Below are 19648 nucleotides of genomic sequence, written 5' to 3' on the forward strand. Positions count from 1 at the left end.
TTGGTTTACCGCACTTCCCTGCCCCGCTGGACACTATCGCCGGGTCAGATTGATAGCAGGAGCTGATCAATGAAACATCCACGTGGACTGTTTCACGTGAAACAGTGAGGCTGGATTTTGCCCACGAGGGCGTTATATTAATAAAAAAACGGAGCAGCGCGCTCCGTCTTTCTGGTCGGGGCCCGGTTGTTTCACGTGAAACAACCGGTGAAGTTTTCTCCCTTATTTAAGGAAGGCGTCATAGCCCGACTTGAGGATCAATGCACCCACCACCACGAGAAACAACTTGCGGACAAAGACGCTGCCATGTTTCATCGCCAGGCGGGTCCCCACCAGCGAGCCCCCAATATTGAATACCGCCATCAACAAACCCAATTGCCAGATCACATGCCCGCTATAGCCGAACCAGCACAAGGCCGCCAGATTGGTGGCAATGTTGACGAACTTGGAGACGGCTGACGCCGAGAGAAAGTCGTAGCTGAATACGCGGACAAAGAGAAAGACCAGGAAGCTCCCTGTCCCCGGACCGAACACCCCATCGTAGAAACCCACCGCCGCACCGATCAAGGCCGCGAACACCATTTCACGACTCCCCGTCAGGGTCGGCGCGTGGGTCGTCCCGAAATCCTTCTTCTTCAGCGTGTACAGGGCGACCGCCATCAAGATGAAGGGCAATGCCTTGCGAATGAGATCGGTCGGAATATGGGTAACGACATAAGCACCGAAAAAGGAAAAGGCAAAGGCTGCCATCGCAGCCGGTGTCACGGTACTCCAGCGCACGGCCACCTTGCGCGCAAAGTTGATCGCGGCGGCACTGGTGCCCATCACGCCGGCGACCTTGTTCGTCCCCAGCAAGGTCGCCGGGGGGGTATTGGGAAAGACCGAGAACAAGGTCGGCACCAACACCAGTCCACCTCCGCCCACCACGGCATCGATCAAGCCGGCCACGAAAGCTGCGCAGCACAACACCACATCATCGACCATCACTTGCCCTCCGCTGACGAAGTGAAGAAACAATCGGAAAAATCGGCAAGGGATGAAACAGGGCTGAACATGGGATGAGGGGGAATGGATGGACGGTGAAATGAAGAATGGAGCAGGCCGGCCACATTCTACCGCCCTGCCCCGGCTGGCATCAGCCACAGAGATGACGCTTCGCGCACTGTTGCGAAACACCTGGCTGCTGTTCTGGTTCGCCGAAAATGAAGATAAAAAATTACCGCCGGGAAATCACCCCAAGGTGACTTGCCGGCGGCAGATGAAGCGTTGAAGTTCAGCGCAAAAACTAGTGCGATCCCTTGGCCTGCCCCTTGCCCATGAATGCCAGGATCTCGCCCACGATGCCCTTGCGGAAAGCCAGCACGCAAACGATGAAGATGAAGCCGGTCACAATCGTCACCGAATCTCCCAGGGTATTGAACCAGTCGATGTGGGTGACGCTGGCCAGCCAGTTGCCGATATCCCCCAGCTTGTTCTCCAACATGATGATGATGACCGCACCGACGATGGGACCGAGGATGGTGCCCAGCCCCCCCACCAGGGTCATCAGCACCACCAGGCCGGACATGCTCCAGTGCACGTCGGTCAGGGTCTCGAAGCCCAGCACCAGGGTCTTGGTGGCCCCCGCCAGCCCGGACAGGCCAGCCGAGAGCACGAAGGCCAGCAGCTTGTAGCGGGCCACGTCATAGCCCAGCGAGACGGCACGCGGCTCGTTCTCCTTGATCGCCTTCAAGACCTGACCGAAGGGCGAATGGATGGTCCGCACGATCAGCGCAAAGCCCGCCACGGCGATGACCAGCACGACGTAGTACAGGGTCATGTCGTTTTCCAGGTTCAGGAAGCCCAGCAGCTTGCCGCGCGGCACGCCCTGCAAGCCATCCTCACCGCCCGTAAACGGCAGCTGCAAGGCCACGAAGAACAGCATCTGCGCCAGCGCCAGGGTGATCATGGTGAAGTAGATGCCCTGACGACGGATCGCCAGCAAGCCCATGACCAGGCCGATCAAAGCACCGGTCAGGGTACCGATGATCAGACCCAGTTCGGTCGGCAAACCCCACACCTTCAGCGCCTGGCCGCACAGGTAGCCGGCCCAGCCCAGGAAGGCAGCATGACCGAAAGACAACAGGCCGGTATAACCGATGAGCAGGTTGAAGGCGCAGGCGAACAGCGCAAAGCACAGCATCTTCATCAGGAACACCGGGTAGATGCCGAACGGTGCCGCCAACAACAATATTAGTAAAACAGCAATTCCGATTTTCTTGTTCATGCCGGTCTCCGATTATTTCTCTTTGCCGAACAGGCCGGCCGGACGGACCATCAGGACGATGGCCATGATGATGAAGACCACGGTGGCCGACAGCTCCGGGTAGAACACCCGGGTCAGGCCCTCGACCAGGCCCAGCAACAGGCCCGTGATGATGGAACCGAGGATGGAGCCCATGCCGCCGATCACCACCACCGCGAAGACGGTAATGATGAGGTTGGAACCCATCAGCGGCGAAACCTGGATCACGGGTGCGGCCAGCACGCCGGCAAAGGCGGCCAGCGCCACGCCGAAGCCGTAGGTCAGGGTCACCATGAGCGGCACGTTGATGCCGAAGGCTTCCACCAGCTTGGGGTTCTCGGTGCCGGCGCGCAGATAGGCGCCCAGGCGGGTCTTCTCGATCACGAACCAGGTAGCGAAGCAGATCACCAGCGAGGCCACCACGACCCAGGCGCGATAGTTGGGCAGCACCATGAAGCCGAGATTGGTCGCCCCCTGCAGCAGGTCAGGCACCGAATAAGGCTGGCCCGAGACGCCATAGATGGAGCGGAAGATGCCCTCGACCATCAGCGTGATGCCGAAGGTCAGCAAGAGGCCGTAGAGGTGATCCAGCTTGTAGAGCCAGCGCAGCATGGTCTTTTCGATGACGATGCCGAAGGCGCCCACCAGGATCGGTGCGAGGATGAGCATGACCCAGTAGTTGAGCCCGAAATAGCTCATGCCCATCCAGGCCAGGAAAGCGCCCAGCATGTAGAGCGTGCCGTGCGCGAAGTTGATCACGTTGAGCAAGCCGAAGATCACCGCCAGACCCAGCGAGAGCATGGCGTAGAAGGAGCCGTTGACCAGGCCCAGCAGCAGCTGGCTCAACAAGGCTTGCAGGGGTATGCCGAATAGTTCCATAAAAACCCGTTCATCCAGATGGGTAAAAAACGCCATCGCTTACAGCAAAAATCTGCCATCCCCGCGTGAACAGAAATGACAGATTTTGCTGGGCTGTGCGATGGCCTTACTGCTACGGTGCTACGCCTTGCTTACTTCCAGGCCGCGCACTTGGACTCGGCCTTGGTGGTCCAGGCCTGCTCGGCAGGGATGGTCTGCACCAGCTTGTAGTAGTCCCACGGATACTTCGATTCCGACGGTGCCTTGACCTGATACAGGTACATGTCGTGGACCACGCGGCCATCGGCACGCAGGTAGCCGTTCTTCTGGTACATGTCGTTGAACTTGGTCTTGCGCATGGCCGCCAGCACCTTGTCGGAGTCATCGCTGCCGATTTCCTTGACGATCTTCAGGTACTGCAGCGCAGCCGAATAGTCAGCCGCTTGCAGGGAGGACGGCATCTTCTTGCGCTCGGCAAAGTAACGCTTGGCGAAGGCGCGGGTCTCGTCGTTGGTGTCCCAGTACCAGCTGTCGGTCAGGTACAGACCTTCGGTGTTCTTCAGGGTCAGCGAGTGCACGTCGTTGATGAACACCAGGAGGCCGGCCAGCTTGGCGGTCTTGGTGATGCCGAACTCGTTGGCGGCCTTCACCGAGTTGATGAAGTCGCCACCGGCGTTGGCCAGGCCGATGATCTGGGCCTTGGAGCTCTGTGCCTGCAGCAGGAAGGAGGAGAAGTCCGACGCGCCCAGCGGGTGCTTGACCGAACCCACCACGGTGCCGCCGGAAGCCTTCACGACATTGGCGGTATCGGATTCCAGCGAGTGGCCGAAGGCATAGTCGGCTGTCAGGAAGAACCAGCTCTTGCCGCCCTGCTTGACCACGGCCGAACCGGTACCCTTGGCCAGGGCCACGGTGTCATAGGCGTAGTGCACGGTGTAGGGCGAGCATTCTTCGTTGGTCAGACGGGCCGAGCCGGCACCGACCTGCATGTAGACCTTCTTCTTTTCGGCGGCGACCTTGGCGCTGGCCAAGGCAGTGCCGGAGTTGGTACCACCGATGAGCATATCCACGCCCTGCTGGTCGAACCATTCACGGGCCTTGCTGGCGGCCACGTCGGCCTTGTTCTGGTGATCGGCGACCAGCAGTTCGATCTTCTTGCCGTTGATCGCACCGCCCATGTCGGCGATGGCCATCTTGATGGCTTCCGCACCACCCTGGCCGTCGATGTCCGAATACACACCCGAGATATCGGTGATGAAACCGATCTTGATCACATCACCCGAGATCTGTGCCGAAGCCGGCGCGGTCGCGAATGCCGCAGCGGCTGCGGTGACGGCCAGTGCCATTGCCTTGAGTTTCATTTTTCATCTCCTCTGTTTTGAAGCCCGCTTGATGATTTCGATGCGAGACAACTTGGTGGAACGGGGAGAGGGTCGCTCACCCCCGCGGACGTACTTGTTGCCAGTACTTCTTCTAGTCGTGAAGCTGGTGATACCGGAAAAATCTGGAGGCCGGACCCGGCAGTGCAGTGCATTGCCGGGGAGCGGTGCTTAAACGCCGAGCAGTTCGTTCAAGGTCTGCATCTTTGCTTCCAGCTGCGAGGAAGCGAAGGACTCGACGATCTGGCCGTGTTCCATCACATAGAAGCGATCGGCCAGCGGCGCGGCGAAGCGGAAGTTCTGCTCGACCATGACGATGGTATAGCCCTTGGCCTTGAGCGTGGTGATCATGCGCGCCAGAGCCTGCACGATGACCGGGGCCAGGCCTTCGGAAATCTCATCGAGCAACAGCAGGCGCGCACCCGTACGCAGGATGCGGGCCACCGCCAGCATCTGCTGTTCACCACCGGACAGACGCGTGCCCTGGCTGTTGCGACGCTCCTTCAGGTTGGGGAACATCTCGTAGATCTCGTCGATGGACATGCCTTTGTCCGTCTTTGAAACAAAGGGCGGCAGCATCAGGTTTTCTTCGGCCGAGAGCGAGGAGAAGATACCCCGCTCTTCCGGGCAGTAGCCCACGCCGTGGTGGGCGATCTTGTGCGTGGCCAGGTTGATGGTTTCCTGGCCGTTGATCTTGATCGACCCCTTGCGGGTACCGACCAGTCCCATGATGGAACGCATCGTGGTGGTACGACCGGCGCCATTGCGGCCCAACAGCGTCACCACCTCGCCCTGGTGGACGTTGAGGTTGACGTTGTGCAGGATGTGCGATTCACCGTACCAGGATTGCAGATCGCTGATCTGCAGCACCAGCGGTGCGGAAGAAGAAGACGTGGTCATGGCATCAGCATTCAGGGTGGCGGTGCTCATCAGTGGGCCCCTTGCAGTTCGACCGAGGTGCTGCCCATGTAGGCTTCCATCACCTGCGGATTGCGCGAGACTTCTTCATAGCTGCCTTCGGCCAGCAGCGCACCCCGTTGCAGCACGCTGATGCGGTCGCAGATGCCGGAGATCACGCTCATGTTGTGCTCCACCATGAGGATGGTGCGACCGGCCGAGACCTTCTTGATCAGGGCCGTGACACGGTCCACGTCTTCATGGCCCATGCCCTGGGTCGGTTCGTCCAGCAACATCAGTTCCGGTTCCATGGCCAGCGTCGTGGCAATCTCCAGCGCACGCTTGCGACCGTAGGGCAAGTCCACCGTGGTGGTGCGGGCAAAACTGGTCAGGTCCACTTCGTCGAGCAACTGCATGGCGCGCTCGTCGAGCTGCTTCAGGCTCTCGCCGTTCTTCCAGAAATGAAACGAAGTACCGAGCTTGCGTTGCAGGCCGATGCGCACGTTTTCCAGCACGCTCATGTGCGGGAAGACAGCGGAAATCTGGAAGGAACGAATGATGCCCTGACGCGCAATCTGCGCGGGTGCATCCATGGTGATGTCTTTGCCGTTGAACAGGATCTGGCCCGAAGTCGGTACCAGGAACTTGGTCAGCAAGTTGAAGCACGTGGTCTTGCCGGCACCGTTGGGGCCGATCAAGGCATGAATGTGACCGCGCTCAATTTGCAGGTTGACCGCGCTTACTGCCGTGAAACCCTTGAATTCCTTCGTCAGGTTTCGTGTCTCCAGAATGACGTCTGTCATGGTCTCTTCTTTCCCTTTGATGCCCGCGCCGGTGGGTCCGGTCGTCAAGGCCTGCCTGCTGCGGATCATCTGAATCTTTTGGATTCAGGAACCGCCCTTAATGACTGGCGAATCGAGAAGCTCGTTTTAATATTTGGCGCATAGTAGCCGGTTCGTACCATTCATACAATACGTATAAGTACCGTATGGTTCAGCACCTGAGAATTGCCGTTTTATGCCCGGGAAAGCAGGCTGGAAGCGACTTTCTCGGCGATCATGACGGTCGGCGAATTGGTGTTGCCGGAGGTGATGGAGGGCATCACGGAGGCATCGGCCACGCTCAGTCCTGACACGCCGCGCACCCGGCATTGGGCGTCGACCACGGCCATCGCGTCATCGCTGCGCCCCATGCGACAGGTGCCCACCGGATGGAAGATGGTGGTGCCCACATCGCCGGCAGCGCGATACAAATCCGCTTCACTTTCATACTGCGTACCGGGCTTGTATTCCTCGGGCCGATAGCGCGCCAGTGCAGGCGAGGCCGCGATGCGACGGGTCAGGCGCAACGCATTGGCGGCGACCTGGAGATCTTCTTCGGTGGAGAGATAGTTGGTGGTGATGCGGGGCGCCAGTGCGTGATCAGTCGAGGCCAGGCGCACATGACCGCGCGAGGTCGGACGCAAATTGCACACGCTGGCGGTGAAGGCCGGGAAGGCATGCAGCGGATCACCGAATTTTTCCAGTGACAGCGGCTGCACGTGGTACTGCAGATTGGCGCTGCTCTGCCGGGCGTCGGACTTGGCGAAGGCGCCCAGCTGCGAAGGCGCCATCGACATCGGACCGCTTTGCATGAGCAGGTATTCCAGCCCTATTCTCATCTTGCCGACCAGGGTCGAGGCCATGGCGTTGAGCGTCTTGACACCATCGACCTTGAAGACCATGCGCATCTGCAGGTGATCCTGCAGGTTCTCGCCTACGCCCGGCAACGCATGCTGCACGGGAATCTGGTGCTGCTGCAACAGGACCGGATCGGCGATACCCGACATCTGCAGGATGTGCGGCGAACCAATCGCACCGGCACAGAGGATGGTCTCCTTGGCTTCGGCAAACCAGGCACTGCCGCCGCCGGTGAATTCGACGCCGGTGCACACCGGTCCCTGCTCGCCCTGTTCCATGCGCAGGCGGCTCACGTGCGAGCCGGTCATGATGGTGAGGTTGCCATCCTTCATGGCAGGCCGCAGGAAGGCTTTGGACGCGTTCCAGCGCACGCCGCGCTTCTGGTTGACATCGAAGTAGCCACTGCCTTCGTTGTCGCCGCAGTTGAAGTCCTCGACCTTGGGAATGCCATTCTCGGCGGCCGCATCGCGGAAAGCATCGAGGATGTCCCAGCGCAGGCGCTGTTTCTCCACGCGCCATTCACCGCCGGCACCGTGGAACTGGCTGGCACCGAGATGGTAGTCCTCGCTCTTCTTGAACAGCGGCAGGACGTTCTGCCAGCGCCAGCTGTCGTCGCCCGTGACCTCGGCCCAGTGATCGTAATCACGCGCCTGACCACGCATGTAGATCATGCCGTTGATGGAGGAGCAGCCCCCCAACACCTTGCCGCGCGGGTAGATCAGGCTGCGGCCGTTGAGACCAGGATCGGCCTCGGTGCGAAACATCCAGTCGGTACGCGGATTGTTGATGCAGTAGAGATAGCCCACCGGAATATGGATCCAGATGTAGTCGTCCTTGGCCCCCGCTTCGATGAGCAGCACCTTCTTGCCGGTCTGGCGCGAGAGCCGGTTGGCCATGACGCAACCGGCGGTGCCGGCGCCAATGATGATGTAGTCGTATTGCCCTGCCGATTGCATGGTGTCTCCGTTTGCTTGTTCTTGTGGTCTTGTGGTCTGCTGCCGCCCCCTGCCCCGGCGAAGAAGCGGCCAGCGCCCTGCTTACTTCGCCACCGGCATGGTGAACTCCGCCCCCTTGCCAATGGTAGCCGACCAGCGCTGCATGATGGACTTGTAGCGCGTATAGAAGCGGATGCCCTCTTCGCCATAGGCATGGGTATCACCGAAGAGCGAACGCTTCCAGCCACCGAAGGAATGCCAGGCCATCGGCACCGGAATGGGCACGTTGATGCCGACCATACCGACCTGGATGCGGCGCGAGAACTCATGCGCCGTATTGCCGTCGGCGGTGAAGAGCGAGACGCCATTGCCGTATTCATGAGCATTGATCAGTTGCACGGCCGAGGCGAAGTCCGGCACGCGCACCACACACAGCACGGGACCGAAGATTTCTTCCTGGTAGATCTTCATGTCGGTCGTGACATTGTCAAACAGCGTGCCGCCAATGAAGAATCCTTCCTCGTGGCCCGGCACCTTCAGGCCACGGCCATCGACCAGCAGCCTGGCACCGGCATCCACCCCGCTCTGGATGTAGCCTTCGACCTTGGCCTTGTGGGCAGCAGTGACCAGCGGCCCCATCTCGGCATCATCTTCCATGCCGTTCTTGACCTTGAGCGCTTTGACGCGCGGGATCAGGGCATCGACCAGCTTGTCGGCCACGCTGCCCACGGCCACCGCCACCGAGATCGCCATGCAGCGCTCGCCGGCCGATCCGTAGGCCGCACCGATGAGAGCATCGACGGCCTGGTCCAGATTGGCGTCCGGCATCACCACCAGGTGGTTCTTGGCACCGCCCAGGGCCTGGGCACGCAGCGGGAAGGTCCCGGCGCGCTCGGTGGCCTTGCGGTAAATGTATTCGGCAATCGGGGTGGACCCCACGAAGGACACCGCCTGCACGTCCGGATGTTCCAGCAGTGCATCCACGGCCACCTTGTCCCCCTGGACCACGTTGAAGACGCCATCGGGCAGGCCGGCGCGCTTGAACAGTTCGGCCAGCATCAGCGAGGGCGAAGGATCGCGCTCGGAGGGCTTCAACACGAAGCTGTTGCCGGTGGCGATGGCCACGGGCGCCATCCACAGCGGCACCATCACCGGGAAGTTGAACGGGGTGATGCCGGCCGTCACGCCCAGGGGCTGACGCAGGTTCCAGTTGTCGATGCCGCCGCCGATGTTGTCGGTGAACTGGGTCTTCAACAGTTGCGGGATGCCGGTGGCGAATTCGACGATCTCCAGACCGCGCGTGACCTCCCCTTTCGCATCCGAAAACACCTTGCCATGTTCCAGCGTGATGGCCTTGGCCAGGGCATCGTGGTTCTGCTCGATCAGTTCCTTGAACTTGAACAGCACCCGCGCACGCTTCAAGGGCGCCGTCTCGGCCCAGGCCGGGGCGGCAGCACTGGCGGCGGCCACCGCCGCATTGACCTCCTGCACCGAAGCCAGCGCGACCTTGGCCGTAACCGCGCCCGTGGCCGGGTTGAAGACGTCCTGGCTGCGACCGCTCTCGGAGCGGGAAATCTGGCCATTGATGAAGTGATCGATGTGCGGGCGGCTCATAAGGTTTCCTTTGGTGTTTTGGAGAATGGTGGACGGCGCTGTCTCCTGCGCCCTCCTGCAAGCGGGCCAGTCCGTCATCATGACGGGTCCATGGCATGGAAGAGCAAGAATAGTCGTCTGCCCGCAGCACATCCAATGAGGAATTATCAAGAGCAATATAAAGATTGCTTATAATCTGGACTTTCTTGTACACACGCTACCCACAAGATCCTCACAAGCTGTACACCGGGATATCTACCGGTTTATCCACATCCAGCAAGGACAAGAAGAGGGATCAAAGGCGGGAGAAGACGATGGATCTCACCCAGTTACGCGCATTTATTGCAGTTGCCCATGAAGGTAACCTGACCCGGGCAGCCGAGAAGCTGCATCTGACTCAACCGGCCGTGAGCCTGCAGATCAAGGCCTTGCAGGAAAGTCTGGGCATTGCCTTGTTCAATCGGAGTGCATCCGGCATGGTCCTCACCGGCGAGGGCAATGCCCTGCTGCCGCTGGCCGAGCGCGTGCTGGCCGATGTCCAGGCATTGCGGCGCCAGGCGACCGACCTGCGTTCGAACGACAACATTGTTTCCGGCACCCTGGCCATCGGGACCATTCTGGATCCGGAATTCATTCGCCTCGGCGCCTTTCTGAAATTGCTGGTGGAACGCCATCCGCAATTGTCGACCCAGCTGTCCCACCACATGTCGGGTTCGGTGCTCAACGAAGTCAGGGCCGGCCGTCTGGACGTGGGCTTTTTCCTGGGCGACCCCGGCAAGGGGTTTCATGCCATGACGCTGACCTCCTTCAGCTACAACGTCATTGCACCAGCCGGTTGGAAGAACCGTGTCTCCGGCAAGGGTTGGAAGGAACTGGCGCGCCTGCCATGGATATGGACTCCGGCAGAATCCGCACATCATCGTCTATTAAGCAAGATCTTCGCGCAACATCAGGCAAAGCCGCAGACTGTTGCCCTCGTCGACCAGGAGTCGTCGATGCTAGATCTGGTCAAATCAGGGGTGGGCCTGTCACTGGCGCGCGAGTCGATCGCACTGAACCAGGCACATGCCCATGGCCTGGTGATCGCCGATGCAGTCGATCTGTCGACTGAACTGAGCTTCATTACATTAGAAAAAAGACAACATGAGGCTGCCATCAGGGCGGTTTTCCAGCTGTTGCAGCAAGTCTGGCAATCGTAAGTCTGCCAATAACTTGCCGAAAAGATATTGAATTGGCCTGAATACGGGCAACAAGGACTTGAGATCCTCGTTTTCCTGCCGAACCCAAAGGACTTTTCTCTCGCTTGATCGGTTTGCCAAGGGCTTTTCTGCTGGTTTTGGTGCTTGAAAGCCAGCTTTTTGGAAAGATGTCCACTGCGCACGCGCTTTCGGTTCTTTAATTTAGCTGTGGATATATATAAATAGTAGTAGTAGTTAACGTCGCCAAAAACTGTGGATAAGTCGGTTTACACGAAAAAAATCAAGACTTTAGCTTTCTGATAAACGCTTGGTAAGCTTCTGCATTGTCCAGGCACAGATTCTGGACAAAATTTCGCCCGTGGATAAAACGGCGAGATATACCCAAAACGCCCAGCGGATATGCAGAGACTTATCCACAGGGCGCCTTCAAACCCGCGCAAATCAAGGTATGGATAACCAAAAGCCGTTCCGCGTCACCATTTCACCCTCGGGTTTGCAATTTGAACAAGTTCCTGGACTGTCGATTTTGCAATCCGGGTTGCGTGCCGGTATCCGACTGCCCAACTCTTGTCGGAATGGCACTTGCCGGACCTGCATGTGCAAATTGTCCACAGGCGACATCGCGTACCAGATCGAATGGCCAGGATTGACCCGCGAAGAGAAGGCTGAAGGCTGGATCCTGCCCTGCGTGGCCCAGGCGGCTAGCGACCTGGTGCTGGAAGTCCCTGGAGCGCTCGACCTGAGCGCTTGATGTCTTGTCCACCGCTGCTGGCCAGCGCAGACCATTTCAGGCCGCCCTGTGGATAAAAACAGGCAACAGAGCCCCGGCAGCGGTCGCAGGCGCTCTTTGTTTTCCACAGCAGCATGCCCCCTGCCTGTCTTATCCCCTCGTGGCTTGGCGAGCCCTCCAGTGCCTCCGAGACCAGCGCCCCGTGTTTTCTCTTATCTCGCTGCATTGAGCTTGCCTCTACGCACAGGCAGTGACAGTGGTCGCTGACCGACTGCAGGCCAAGCCGCGTCGCGGGCGAAAGCTCGCGCGCTTAGGCTTTAAATCCAAGCTGTTTATAAAATTAGTAGTGATAGTTAACGCCCTGCGTCTGCTGTGGATAACCTGGTTTACGCGAGAAAAATCAGCTGTTTACGGCAAGGACAAGGCCTTGGGCAAGCTCTGTATGAGGCGATCGCCGATCTTGGATAAAAATCCGCCTTTGGATAACTTTTTGACTTTTCCCCAATCGGTGAAAAAGTTATTCAGAACTTTATCCACAGGCAACTCCGAAATTGATGGATTCGTGTCGATCCGAGGTGGAATTTCAGGAAGTCACCGATTTCGGGCATTTGGTCCCCGATTTCGCACCTTGGCAGGGGAGAAACAGGGGCCGCCAGGCGTGATTTCATGCAATTTCCCCACAGGCGGAAAAAGCAAACGGCTGCCAGCGTAAGCAGACGAGGCCCAGAAAGCCGCCGGGCCAGGGAAGTTATCCCCTGGCCCGGCGGCAATTTTCTTCCTGTTTTGCGGCTGCCTATTTTTTAGGCGCGGCTTGATGCGGACGGGATTTGCCCGCCGGCGGCGCTTGCGGCGTTTTCTTCACTTCCTCCAGCAAGCGGCCACACTCGGCCTTCTGGTCTGCGTCGATATTGATGAGGGGCAGGATGGCCGCCACCGGTGCCAGCAGGCCGAGCGCCACGGCACCGCCTGCACGCAATGCCAGCACGCCCTTGTTCACGCCGACGTCGGGATCCTTGAAACTGCCCTTGACGTATAGCGGCGAGCGCAAGGAGATGATGCGCAAGCCCTTGCTGTGCGGGTGTACGTTCAGGTCCAGCCGTTCGTGTTTCATGTCGATGCTGCCATCGACCACGATGAGCGCGTCTTCCGTATCCAGCAGCAGGGTCTTGACGGTCATGACGCCGTCGCGCACGGGCAGGTCGCCGGCCAGGCAATTGAGCTTGACCTCCTTGTCGCCGAACAGCTTGCTGATGACCACATTGCCCACATTCAGGCCCGCCGCCTCCAGCAGGAATTTGCTGATGGCGCCCTGGCTGACCAAAGTCTTCACTTCGCCATTGGCCGACCCCAGCATGGCGGCCACCGAATTGCCGCTTGCGCTCAAGCGCGCATCGCCGTTGATCTCGCCGAAGCTGGTACGCGACGCATCGAGCTCCGGATAGAGTTTCTGGATCTTCAGCTTGCGCGCAGAAAGCGTCATATCGGACTTCATCCGGGCGGCCTGGCCGTCCAGTCGGATGGTGGAGGTGAGATTGCCGCCGGCCACCCCGAAGTTGAGCGGGTCCAGCGTGAGAACTTTGTCCTTGAGCATCAGATGCGCCTGCAGATCGCTGATGGGCAAGCCCTTCTGGCGCGTGATGCGCTTGCCCGTGAAGCGTACATCGGCATCCAGTGCACCCCAGGCCTCGGTGCTGAAGGTCTTGACCGGCAGCACCTTGTTGCCGGGCTGGCGTTCTTCGGCGCCGCGTTGCGCCTTCTCGGCATTGGAATCGGCGCCGATGAGCGGAGCCAGGTCGTCAAGCCGCAGGACATTCGAGCTCAGCGTCCCGGTCAGCTGCGGGCGGACCCCGCCGGTGAGGTAATTCAGGCTGCCGTTGAGATCGCTGTCGCCGACCTTGCCGCTGAAGTCCTGGTACTGCCACTGACTGCGGTCCGGGCCAATCTTGCCGATCAGGCGACCCTCGGTCGCAAAGGGCGGCGTTTCCGGCAGCAGCACCCCGGTCAGCGGATACAGGTTGCCCATGCTGGCACCGGCGACCGACAGCCGCAGATCCAGTGCCGCCAGCTCGGCCGGCTTGGTCAGGGTGCCGCGCACGCCGATGGTGGTTTTGCCGACCTTGACCAAAGCCTGCAGCGGATAGGGTTGCTGCTGGTCCTGCAGCGAGAGCACCCCGCCCGCCTTGCCTTGACCCGACACCGGCGCCCCGTTGAAGCTGCCGGTCAGTTTCCAGCCCAGTCCGTAGACCTTGTCCTTGTCCGGATCGAGGGTATCGATATCGGCCCTGATGTCGATCTTCTGCACCGCATCGTTGAGCGCCAGCTTGCCCTGGCGCAGGCTGATCCGTCCCAGCTGCAACTGCCAGGTAGAAGGACTGCCGCTGTCAGTCTTGAATGTCCAGTTGTTCACACCCTCACGGTCGCGCAGCAGTGACACGGCCGGCTCCTGTATCTCCAGCGCAGGCAAGGAGATCTTGTGCACAAGCAGCGGTAAGGGATTCAGGGTAAACGTGACCTGCCGCACCGTGACCATCTGGCCGGAGCTGGCCAGGGCTGCCGGATTGCCCAACCGCAGGTTATCGGCCTGCAAACGCGGCCAGGGTACCCAGCGCGCCCAGAAGCCGGCAGGCGGCGTGCTCGGCTGCGGGCGCTGCCAGTGCAGCGACAGATTGCCGTCGATGGCGAACGCGCGCCCGGTGGCCGCAGAGACGCGCGCGTTGATCCAGGGCTTGGCCCGGTTCCAGTCGAAGGTGAGGAGGAAGATGACCGCGGCGGCGATCACAAGCAACAGGCTGGCGAGCAGCCAAAGGAGGAGTCTGGTCAGGCGCGGCATCGGATCGGCTTCCCTGGTTGGGGTTATCAACAGGCGCCGATGCGCGAACACGGGGGCTTTCCGGGCGCCTGTCTCCCGCACGCCCGTGGATGAGTCAGATCGGGAAAGCCTCGTGTACGCGCTGCCTCAGCGCTTCATGTTGATACGACCGAATTCGTCATGGGTTGTTGCAGACAAGTGCGCACGCAGCCACTTGTGGGCGGGATTGCGGGCATCGCGTTCATGCCAGAGCATGTCGACGTGTTCTTCCGGGGTCTGGAAGGGCAGTTCCTTGACCACCAGCACCTCGGCCATGCCGGTGGCGGCCACCAGATGGCGTGGCAGCACGGTGATCAGTTCCGAACTGGCCACGATGCGCCCGGCCGTGAAGAACTGGTTCACCGTCAACAGGATCTTGCGCTCGCGGTTCATGCCCGCCAGCACGTCATCGATGACCGCATGGGGTTTGCCCGACAGGCTCACCAACAAGTGATCGGCGCTGCAGTAGCTGTCCAGCGTCAGCGGCTGGGTGGCCAGCGGATGGTTCTTGTGCATCACGCAGACGTATTGCCCCGTATAGAGCCGGGCGTGGCTGATCTGGCTCTTGGCCATGCCCTGGCCGTCGGCCAGTTGCGCGGTCACGCCGGGGAAGAAGCCCACGGCCAGGTCGATGTCACCGCGCAGCAGCATGGCGCGCGGATCGCGGGTGGTCAGCGGCATCATGCGGATCTTGATGCGCGGGGCATCGCGCATGATGGTGCGCACCAGCGAGGGCAGCCACAGCGCGGCCGTGGCATCGACCATGGCCATGCGGAAGGTGTTCTGGGCGCGCGAGATGTCGAAGCTTTCCGGGGCGATCACCGCTTCCAGCTCGGAAAGCGCCCGGCGCACCGTCGGCCAGAGCTCTTCGGCGCGCGGAGTGGGCTTCACACCGTGGGCGGTGCGAATGACCAGGTCATCGTTGAGCGTGTCGCGCAGGCGGCGTAGCGCATTGGAGACAGCCGGCTGCGTCATGGCCAGCAGATTGGCCGCGCGCGTGAGGTTCTGCTCGGTCATGACGGCGTCGAATACGCGCAACAGGTTCAGGTCCAGGGTGAGAAAGCTCATAGGGCGGGCCTTTGCGGCGGTAAGGAGAGGCAGTATGGACGCCGGTCATCGCCGGCAGAAATATTATTCACAGATTATATAACTGATATCCGAAACGGAAAGTGGTCAAACAAATGTGAGTTCACTACACTGCAATGCAACATAACACACAACGTCAAGGATCGAATCATGGCAACCATCGCACAAAGCACCAACAGCACCTTCAAGAGCAAGTTCGCCGCCGTCATGCGCAACATCTTCGTGCACTTCGTGAAGGCCCACGAACTGCAAGCCGTTGCTCTGGTCGCCGCCGAACAGGATCGCGCCACCGGCAGCCGCCAGCTCAACCGCATGGCTGACAAGTTCGAAGCCACCCAGCCGAACCTGGCTGCTGAACTGCGCTTCATCGCTTCGCGCGGTTAATCGAAGGTTTCTGCTTCACCAGATTCCAGTTTTACCGGTCCGCATGACTTCTGCGTGACCTTGGCATCAGCCCGAGAGCTTGATGCCGGTAGTAAAGGATTTCGGTAGTTCCCGGCGCTTACGGCGCTTATGTTGACGCTGATTCGATCAACGCGTCAGGACACCGATCCGTTGTCTCCTCCTCCCTCTTTAGGAAGGATTAACCCCGCAGGCACAGCCTGCGGGGTTTTTTTTCGTGGACTGCCCGCAAAGCCGCGCCGGGTGGGCCTGTTATCCTCGGCGCCTTCATTTCTCCGGGCTCCGACGTGAGCCTTTTTGCCAATTTCCGCAAGTCAGATATTCACCGCCGCGCTCCTTGCCGTCAAATGGCGTTGCAAAACCACATCAGTGCGATCAGACAACAGGGGCTCATGCAGCCATGTTGCCGACAAAGGACGCGCCAGCATCGCTCAGGAGGCCGGTTTTACGCGGGCTTGAGAGTGAACCGGCATGCCGGAACCTTCTTATTCACAAACGCTATAACTGATATGAGAACTCTAAAGTAGTCAATCCAGGGGCCAAGATTCATACTGCGACGCAACAACAGTGAACTTGAACGCCGCGCAATCGTGTCGCGGCCAGATTATCAGAGGTAGAAATATCATGTCCTTCCTGAATCTTGCCTTTCCCGCAGAAGCCGCCCTGCCTTTCGCGCAGTCCTTCCTGGGTTTGATGGCGGCCTATGTCCGTCCGGCGCTGGGTCTGGGAGCACTGGTGACCCTGATGATGGTGTTCAAGCCGCTGATCCTGGGACTGGCGCAAGCCGTCGTGCTGCTGATCAAGCCGCGCAAGTCGCTGGAGCAACGCATCCTGGCGCACAAGTTCAGCGGCAAGATGATGTTGAACCGCATGGCCAACGAATACAGCCTGTCCCAACCGAGTTTTGCCGCCGAACTGCGCAACATGGCCGCGCGTGACTGATCCAGTCCCCGCCTGACTGTAGTTCGAGGCCCACCGGCTTCTGGTCGTGTAGTTGAAGTTTTGTAGTACGTACTGTGTCTCCTCCTCCCTCTTTAGGAAGGATTAGCCCTGCCAGCGCAAGCTCGCGGGGCTTTTTTTGTCCACAGCCCGCGTCATGGGCGGCGGCAATCGTGATAACTTGTCCAGCTGACTATCATCACAGCCTCACCGCAAGACATCATGTGCCAGCTTCTCGGGATGAACTGCAACACCCCCACCGATATCGTCTTCAGCTTCACCGGCTTTGCCACCCGTGGCGGGCTGACCGACCATCATCGCGATGGCTGGGGGATCGCCTTCTTCGAAGGCTCCGGGGTGCGCACCTTCGTCGATCACCAGGCCGCAGTGGATTCCCCGGTGGCCGAGCTGATCAAGCGCTATCCGATCAAGTCGCAGCATGTCATTGCGCATATCCGCAAGGCCACCCAAGGCCGTGTCGCGCTGGCCAACTGCCATCCCTTCGTGCGCGAGCTCTGGGGCCGCTATTGGGTGTTTGCCCACAATGGTGACCTGAAAAACTTCACCCCCACGCTGGACGGGCCTTTCCGGCCGGTCGGCACCACCGATAGTGAACTGGCCTTCTGCTTCATCCTGCAGGAGATGCGCAAGCGCTTTGGCGATACCCTGCCCTTGCTGGCGGACCTGCGTACTGCACTGCGCGGGATCGTGGAGGACATTGCCAGCCATGGCACCTTCAACATGCTGCTCTCGGACGGCTCGGCGCTTTATACCCACTGCTCCACCAATCTCTATTACATCGTCCGCCAGCATCCCTTCACGAAGGCCAAGCTGTCCGACGAGGATCTGTCGGTGGACTTTGCCGAAGTCACCACCACCAATGACCGGGTGGCCGTGATCGTCACCCAGCCGCTGACCGACAATGAAGTCTGGACCCAATATCAGACTGGTGAAATGAAGGTCTTTGTCGATGGTGCCGTGGTCGACTGAGGCCGGCCTTTTTGTTTTATCCACAGCCGTTTTTTTCCTTCAGTTCATGTTGCCCACAGGGGAAATCGGGGACAGGATCCGTCCCTCTCTCAGGTTTTGCACAGGCTGTTACAAAAAACCGCGTCCCCAAGGATGATCTTGTGTTTTCCACAAGATCGTTACTCTGTCCCCCTATCACCCGCCCCTCAAGCGCCTTTGCGTGAACACGACGAAGATGCCTGCTGCGCAGCCTGTGGATAGATGAAGTTTTTCAGGGGTTTTTGCCGGATCGCCTGTGGATAACTTCAGCTTACCGGAGTAAAATGCGTCCCTCGTTTCGCGCCCGGACGACATCGTCCACAGGCCCGTCCCCTGGACGCGGCAGTCGGGCGCCGCAATCATCCGACAAGAAAGCTTCATGGAAAACTTCTGGCAGGCCTGCTCCCACAAACTTGAGCAGGAGCTGACGCCTCAGCAATACAGCGCCTGGATCAAGCCGCTGGTCCCGCTCGACTTCGAGGACGGGCTGCTGCGCATTGCCGCGCCCAATCGCTTCAAGCTGGACTGGGTCAAGACGCAGTTCGCCAACCGCATCACCGCGCTGGCCTGCGAGTATTGGGACGCGCCCACCGAAGTGCAGTTCGTGCTGGACCCGCGCGGCAACCAGGGCCGCCGCCCGGCCGCCAACGCGCAAGCCAATGGCGGTGGCGCCAGCGGCCTGGGTCTGCCCAACCACGAGCAACTGCACCTCGATCCGGAACCGGCCCAGCCGGTGCGCGCGGTAGCCCCGCGCCAGGAACAGTCGCGCATCAACCCGGTACTGACCTTCGACAACCTGGTGACCGGTAAAGCCAACCAGCTGGCCCGCGCAGCGGCCACCCAGGTGGCCAACAATCCCGGCACGTCCTACAACCCGCTGTTCCTGTACGGCGGTGTGGGTTTGGGTAAAACCCACATCATCCACGCCATCGGCAATCAGGTGCTTGTGGATAACCCGGGCGCCAAGATCCGCTACATCCACGCCGAGCAATACGTACGCGATGTGGTGACGGCTTACCAGCGCAAGGGCTTTGACGATTTCAAGCGCTATTACCATTCGCTGGACCTGCTGCTGATCGACGATATTCAATTCTTCGGCGGCAAGAGCCGCACCCAGGAAGAATTCTTCTACGCCTTCGAAGCCCTGATCGCGGCCAAGAAGCAGATCATCATCACCAGTGATACCTATCCCAAGGAAATCAGCGGCATGGATGACCGCCTGATCTCCCGCTTCGACTCCGGCCTGACGGTGGCAATCGAGCCGCCCGAGCTGGAGATGCGGGTGGCGATCCTGATGAAGAAAGCTTCCGCCGAAGACGTGGTGCTGTCCGACGACGTCGCCTTCTTCGTGGCCAAGCACCTGCGCTCGAACGTGCGCGAGCTCGAAGGCGCGCTGCGCAAGATCCTGGCCTACTCCCGTTTCCACGGCAAGGACATCACCATCGACGTGGTCAAAGAAGCCCTGAAGGACCTGCTGTCGGTGCAAAACCGCCAGATTTCGGTGGAAAACATCCAGAAGACCGTGGCCGATTTCTTCAACATCAAGGTCGCGGACATGTATTCCAAGAAGCGCCCGGCCAACATTGCCCGCCCGCGCCAGATCGCCATGTACCTGGCCAAGGAGCTGACCCAGAAGAGCCTGCCGGAAATCGGCGACCTCTTCGGCGGGCGCGACCACACCACCGTGCTGCACGCCGTGCGCAAGATCGCCGCCGACCGTGCCAAGAGCCCGGAGTGCAACCATGAACTGCACGTGCTGGAGCAAACCCTGAAGGGTTGATCCGCTCACTCCCGGCGAAAACGCCTGTGGA

At 60.0% G+C, this 19648-nt stretch carries 17 protein-coding genes; 7 read left to right on the forward strand and 10 right to left on the reverse strand.

Annotated elements, in window-relative coordinates; genetic code table 11:
• Window positions 1-222: 222 nt before the first annotated feature.
• Window positions 223-984: a sulfite exporter TauE/SafE family protein gene (locus ACODSZ_RS17175; RefSeq protein ID WP_488928150.1), complete on the reverse strand. Its 762-nt coding sequence runs from the start codon at window positions 982-984 to the stop codon at window positions 223-225.
• Window positions 985-1084: 100 nt separating this feature from the next.
• Here ACODSZ_RS17175 and ACODSZ_RS17180 point away from each other — a divergent pair, with 100 nt between their 5' ends.
• Window positions 1085-1270 carry a hypothetical protein gene (locus ACODSZ_RS17180; RefSeq protein WP_488928121.1) on the forward strand — a complete coding sequence of 62 codons (186 nt, stop codon included), beginning with the start codon at window positions 1085-1087 and terminating at the stop codon, window positions 1268-1270.
• Between the two features lie 15 nt (window positions 1271-1285).
• Here the strand turns inward: ACODSZ_RS17180 and ACODSZ_RS17185 are convergent, their stop codons facing one another.
• The 7 genes from ACODSZ_RS17185 to ACODSZ_RS17215 all read right to left on the reverse strand — a co-directional run bounded on the left by ACODSZ_RS17185 (window position 1286) and on the right by ACODSZ_RS17215 (window position 9646).
• Window positions 1286-2266 carry a branched-chain amino acid ABC transporter permease gene (locus ACODSZ_RS17185; protein WP_008333895.1) on the reverse strand — a complete coding sequence of 327 codons (981 nt, stop codon included), beginning with the start codon at window positions 2264-2266 and terminating at the stop codon, window positions 1286-1288.
• Window positions 2267-2278: 12 nt separating this feature from the next.
• Entirely contained in the window at window positions 2279-3163 is an 885-nt protein-coding gene (locus ACODSZ_RS17190; protein WP_488928122.1) for a branched-chain amino acid ABC transporter permease, read from the reverse strand.
• 131 nt (window positions 3164-3294) lie between these two features.
• Window positions 3295-4503, reverse strand: a complete 1209-nt coding sequence (locus tag ACODSZ_RS17195; protein ID WP_008333899.1) for an ABC transporter substrate-binding protein — start codon at window positions 4501-4503, stop codon at window positions 3295-3297.
• A gap of 189 nt (window positions 4504-4692) precedes the next feature.
• On the reverse strand, window positions 4693-5421 hold the full coding sequence (locus ACODSZ_RS17200; protein WP_034351713.1) for an ABC transporter ATP-binding protein: 729 nt from the start codon (window positions 5419-5421) through the stop codon (window positions 4693-4695).
• 29 nt (window positions 5422-5450) lie between these two features.
• Window positions 5451-6221 (reverse strand): ABC transporter ATP-binding protein, encoded by a 771-nt coding sequence (locus ACODSZ_RS17205; protein WP_034351715.1) that lies wholly within the window; start codon window positions 6219-6221, stop codon window positions 5451-5453.
• Window positions 6222-6433: 212 nt separating this feature from the next.
• Window positions 6434-8053, reverse strand: a complete 1620-nt coding sequence (locus ACODSZ_RS17210) for a GMC family oxidoreductase (protein WP_008333904.1) — start codon at window positions 8051-8053, stop codon at window positions 6434-6436.
• Between the two features lie 81 nt (window positions 8054-8134).
• Complete coding sequence (locus ACODSZ_RS17215; protein ID WP_008333908.1) at window positions 8135-9646, reverse strand: CoA-acylating methylmalonate-semialdehyde dehydrogenase; 1512 nt, start codon at window positions 9644-9646, stop codon at window positions 8135-8137.
• A 293-nt stretch (window positions 9647-9939) separates the two neighbouring features.
• Here ACODSZ_RS17215 and ACODSZ_RS17220 point away from each other — a divergent pair, with 293 nt between their 5' ends.
• Window positions 9940-10824 carry a LysR family transcriptional regulator gene (locus tag ACODSZ_RS17220; protein WP_488928151.1) on the forward strand — a complete coding sequence of 295 codons (885 nt, stop codon included), beginning with the start codon at window positions 9940-9942 and terminating at the stop codon, window positions 10822-10824.
• Between the two features lie 448 nt (window positions 10825-11272).
• Window positions 11273-11575 (forward strand): 2Fe-2S iron-sulfur cluster-binding protein, encoded by a 303-nt coding sequence (locus tag ACODSZ_RS17225; protein WP_175344445.1) that lies wholly within the window; start codon window positions 11273-11275, stop codon window positions 11573-11575.
• A gap of 772 nt (window positions 11576-12347) precedes the next feature.
• On the opposite strand, the gene ACODSZ_RS17230 is transcribed toward ACODSZ_RS17225, so the two are convergent.
• On the reverse strand, window positions 12348-14384 hold the full coding sequence (locus ACODSZ_RS17230; protein ID WP_488928123.1) for an AsmA family protein: 2037 nt from the start codon (window positions 14382-14384) through the stop codon (window positions 12348-12350).
• A gap of 126 nt (window positions 14385-14510) precedes the next feature.
• Entirely contained in the window at window positions 14511-15470 is a 960-nt protein-coding gene (locus ACODSZ_RS17235) for a LysR family transcriptional regulator (RefSeq protein WP_008333922.1), read from the reverse strand.
• A gap of 168 nt (window positions 15471-15638) precedes the next feature.
• Here ACODSZ_RS17235 and ACODSZ_RS17240 point away from each other — a divergent pair, with 168 nt between their 5' ends.
• The 4 genes from ACODSZ_RS17240 (at window position 15639) to dnaA (ending at window position 19617) form a co-directional block, all read left to right on the forward strand.
• Window positions 15639-15872, forward strand: a complete 234-nt coding sequence (locus tag ACODSZ_RS17240) for a hypothetical protein (RefSeq protein WP_008333924.1) — start codon at window positions 15639-15641, stop codon at window positions 15870-15872.
• A 642-nt stretch (window positions 15873-16514) separates the two neighbouring features.
• On the forward strand, window positions 16515-16832 hold the full coding sequence (locus tag ACODSZ_RS17245) for a hypothetical protein (RefSeq protein ID WP_299534477.1): 318 nt from the start codon (window positions 16515-16517) through the stop codon (window positions 16830-16832).
• 219 nt (window positions 16833-17051) lie between these two features.
• Window positions 17052-17819 carry a class II glutamine amidotransferase gene (locus tag ACODSZ_RS17250; RefSeq protein ID WP_488928124.1) on the forward strand — a complete coding sequence of 256 codons (768 nt, stop codon included), beginning with the start codon at window positions 17052-17054 and terminating at the stop codon, window positions 17817-17819.
• Between the two features lie 397 nt (window positions 17820-18216).
• On the forward strand, window positions 18217-19617 hold the full coding sequence (gene dnaA / locus ACODSZ_RS17255; protein ID WP_008333930.1) for a chromosomal replication initiator protein DnaA: 1401 nt from the start codon (window positions 18217-18219) through the stop codon (window positions 19615-19617).
• Window positions 19618-19648 lie beyond the last annotated feature (31 nt).

The organism is Herbaspirillum sp. FG34 (assembly GCF_057809315.1).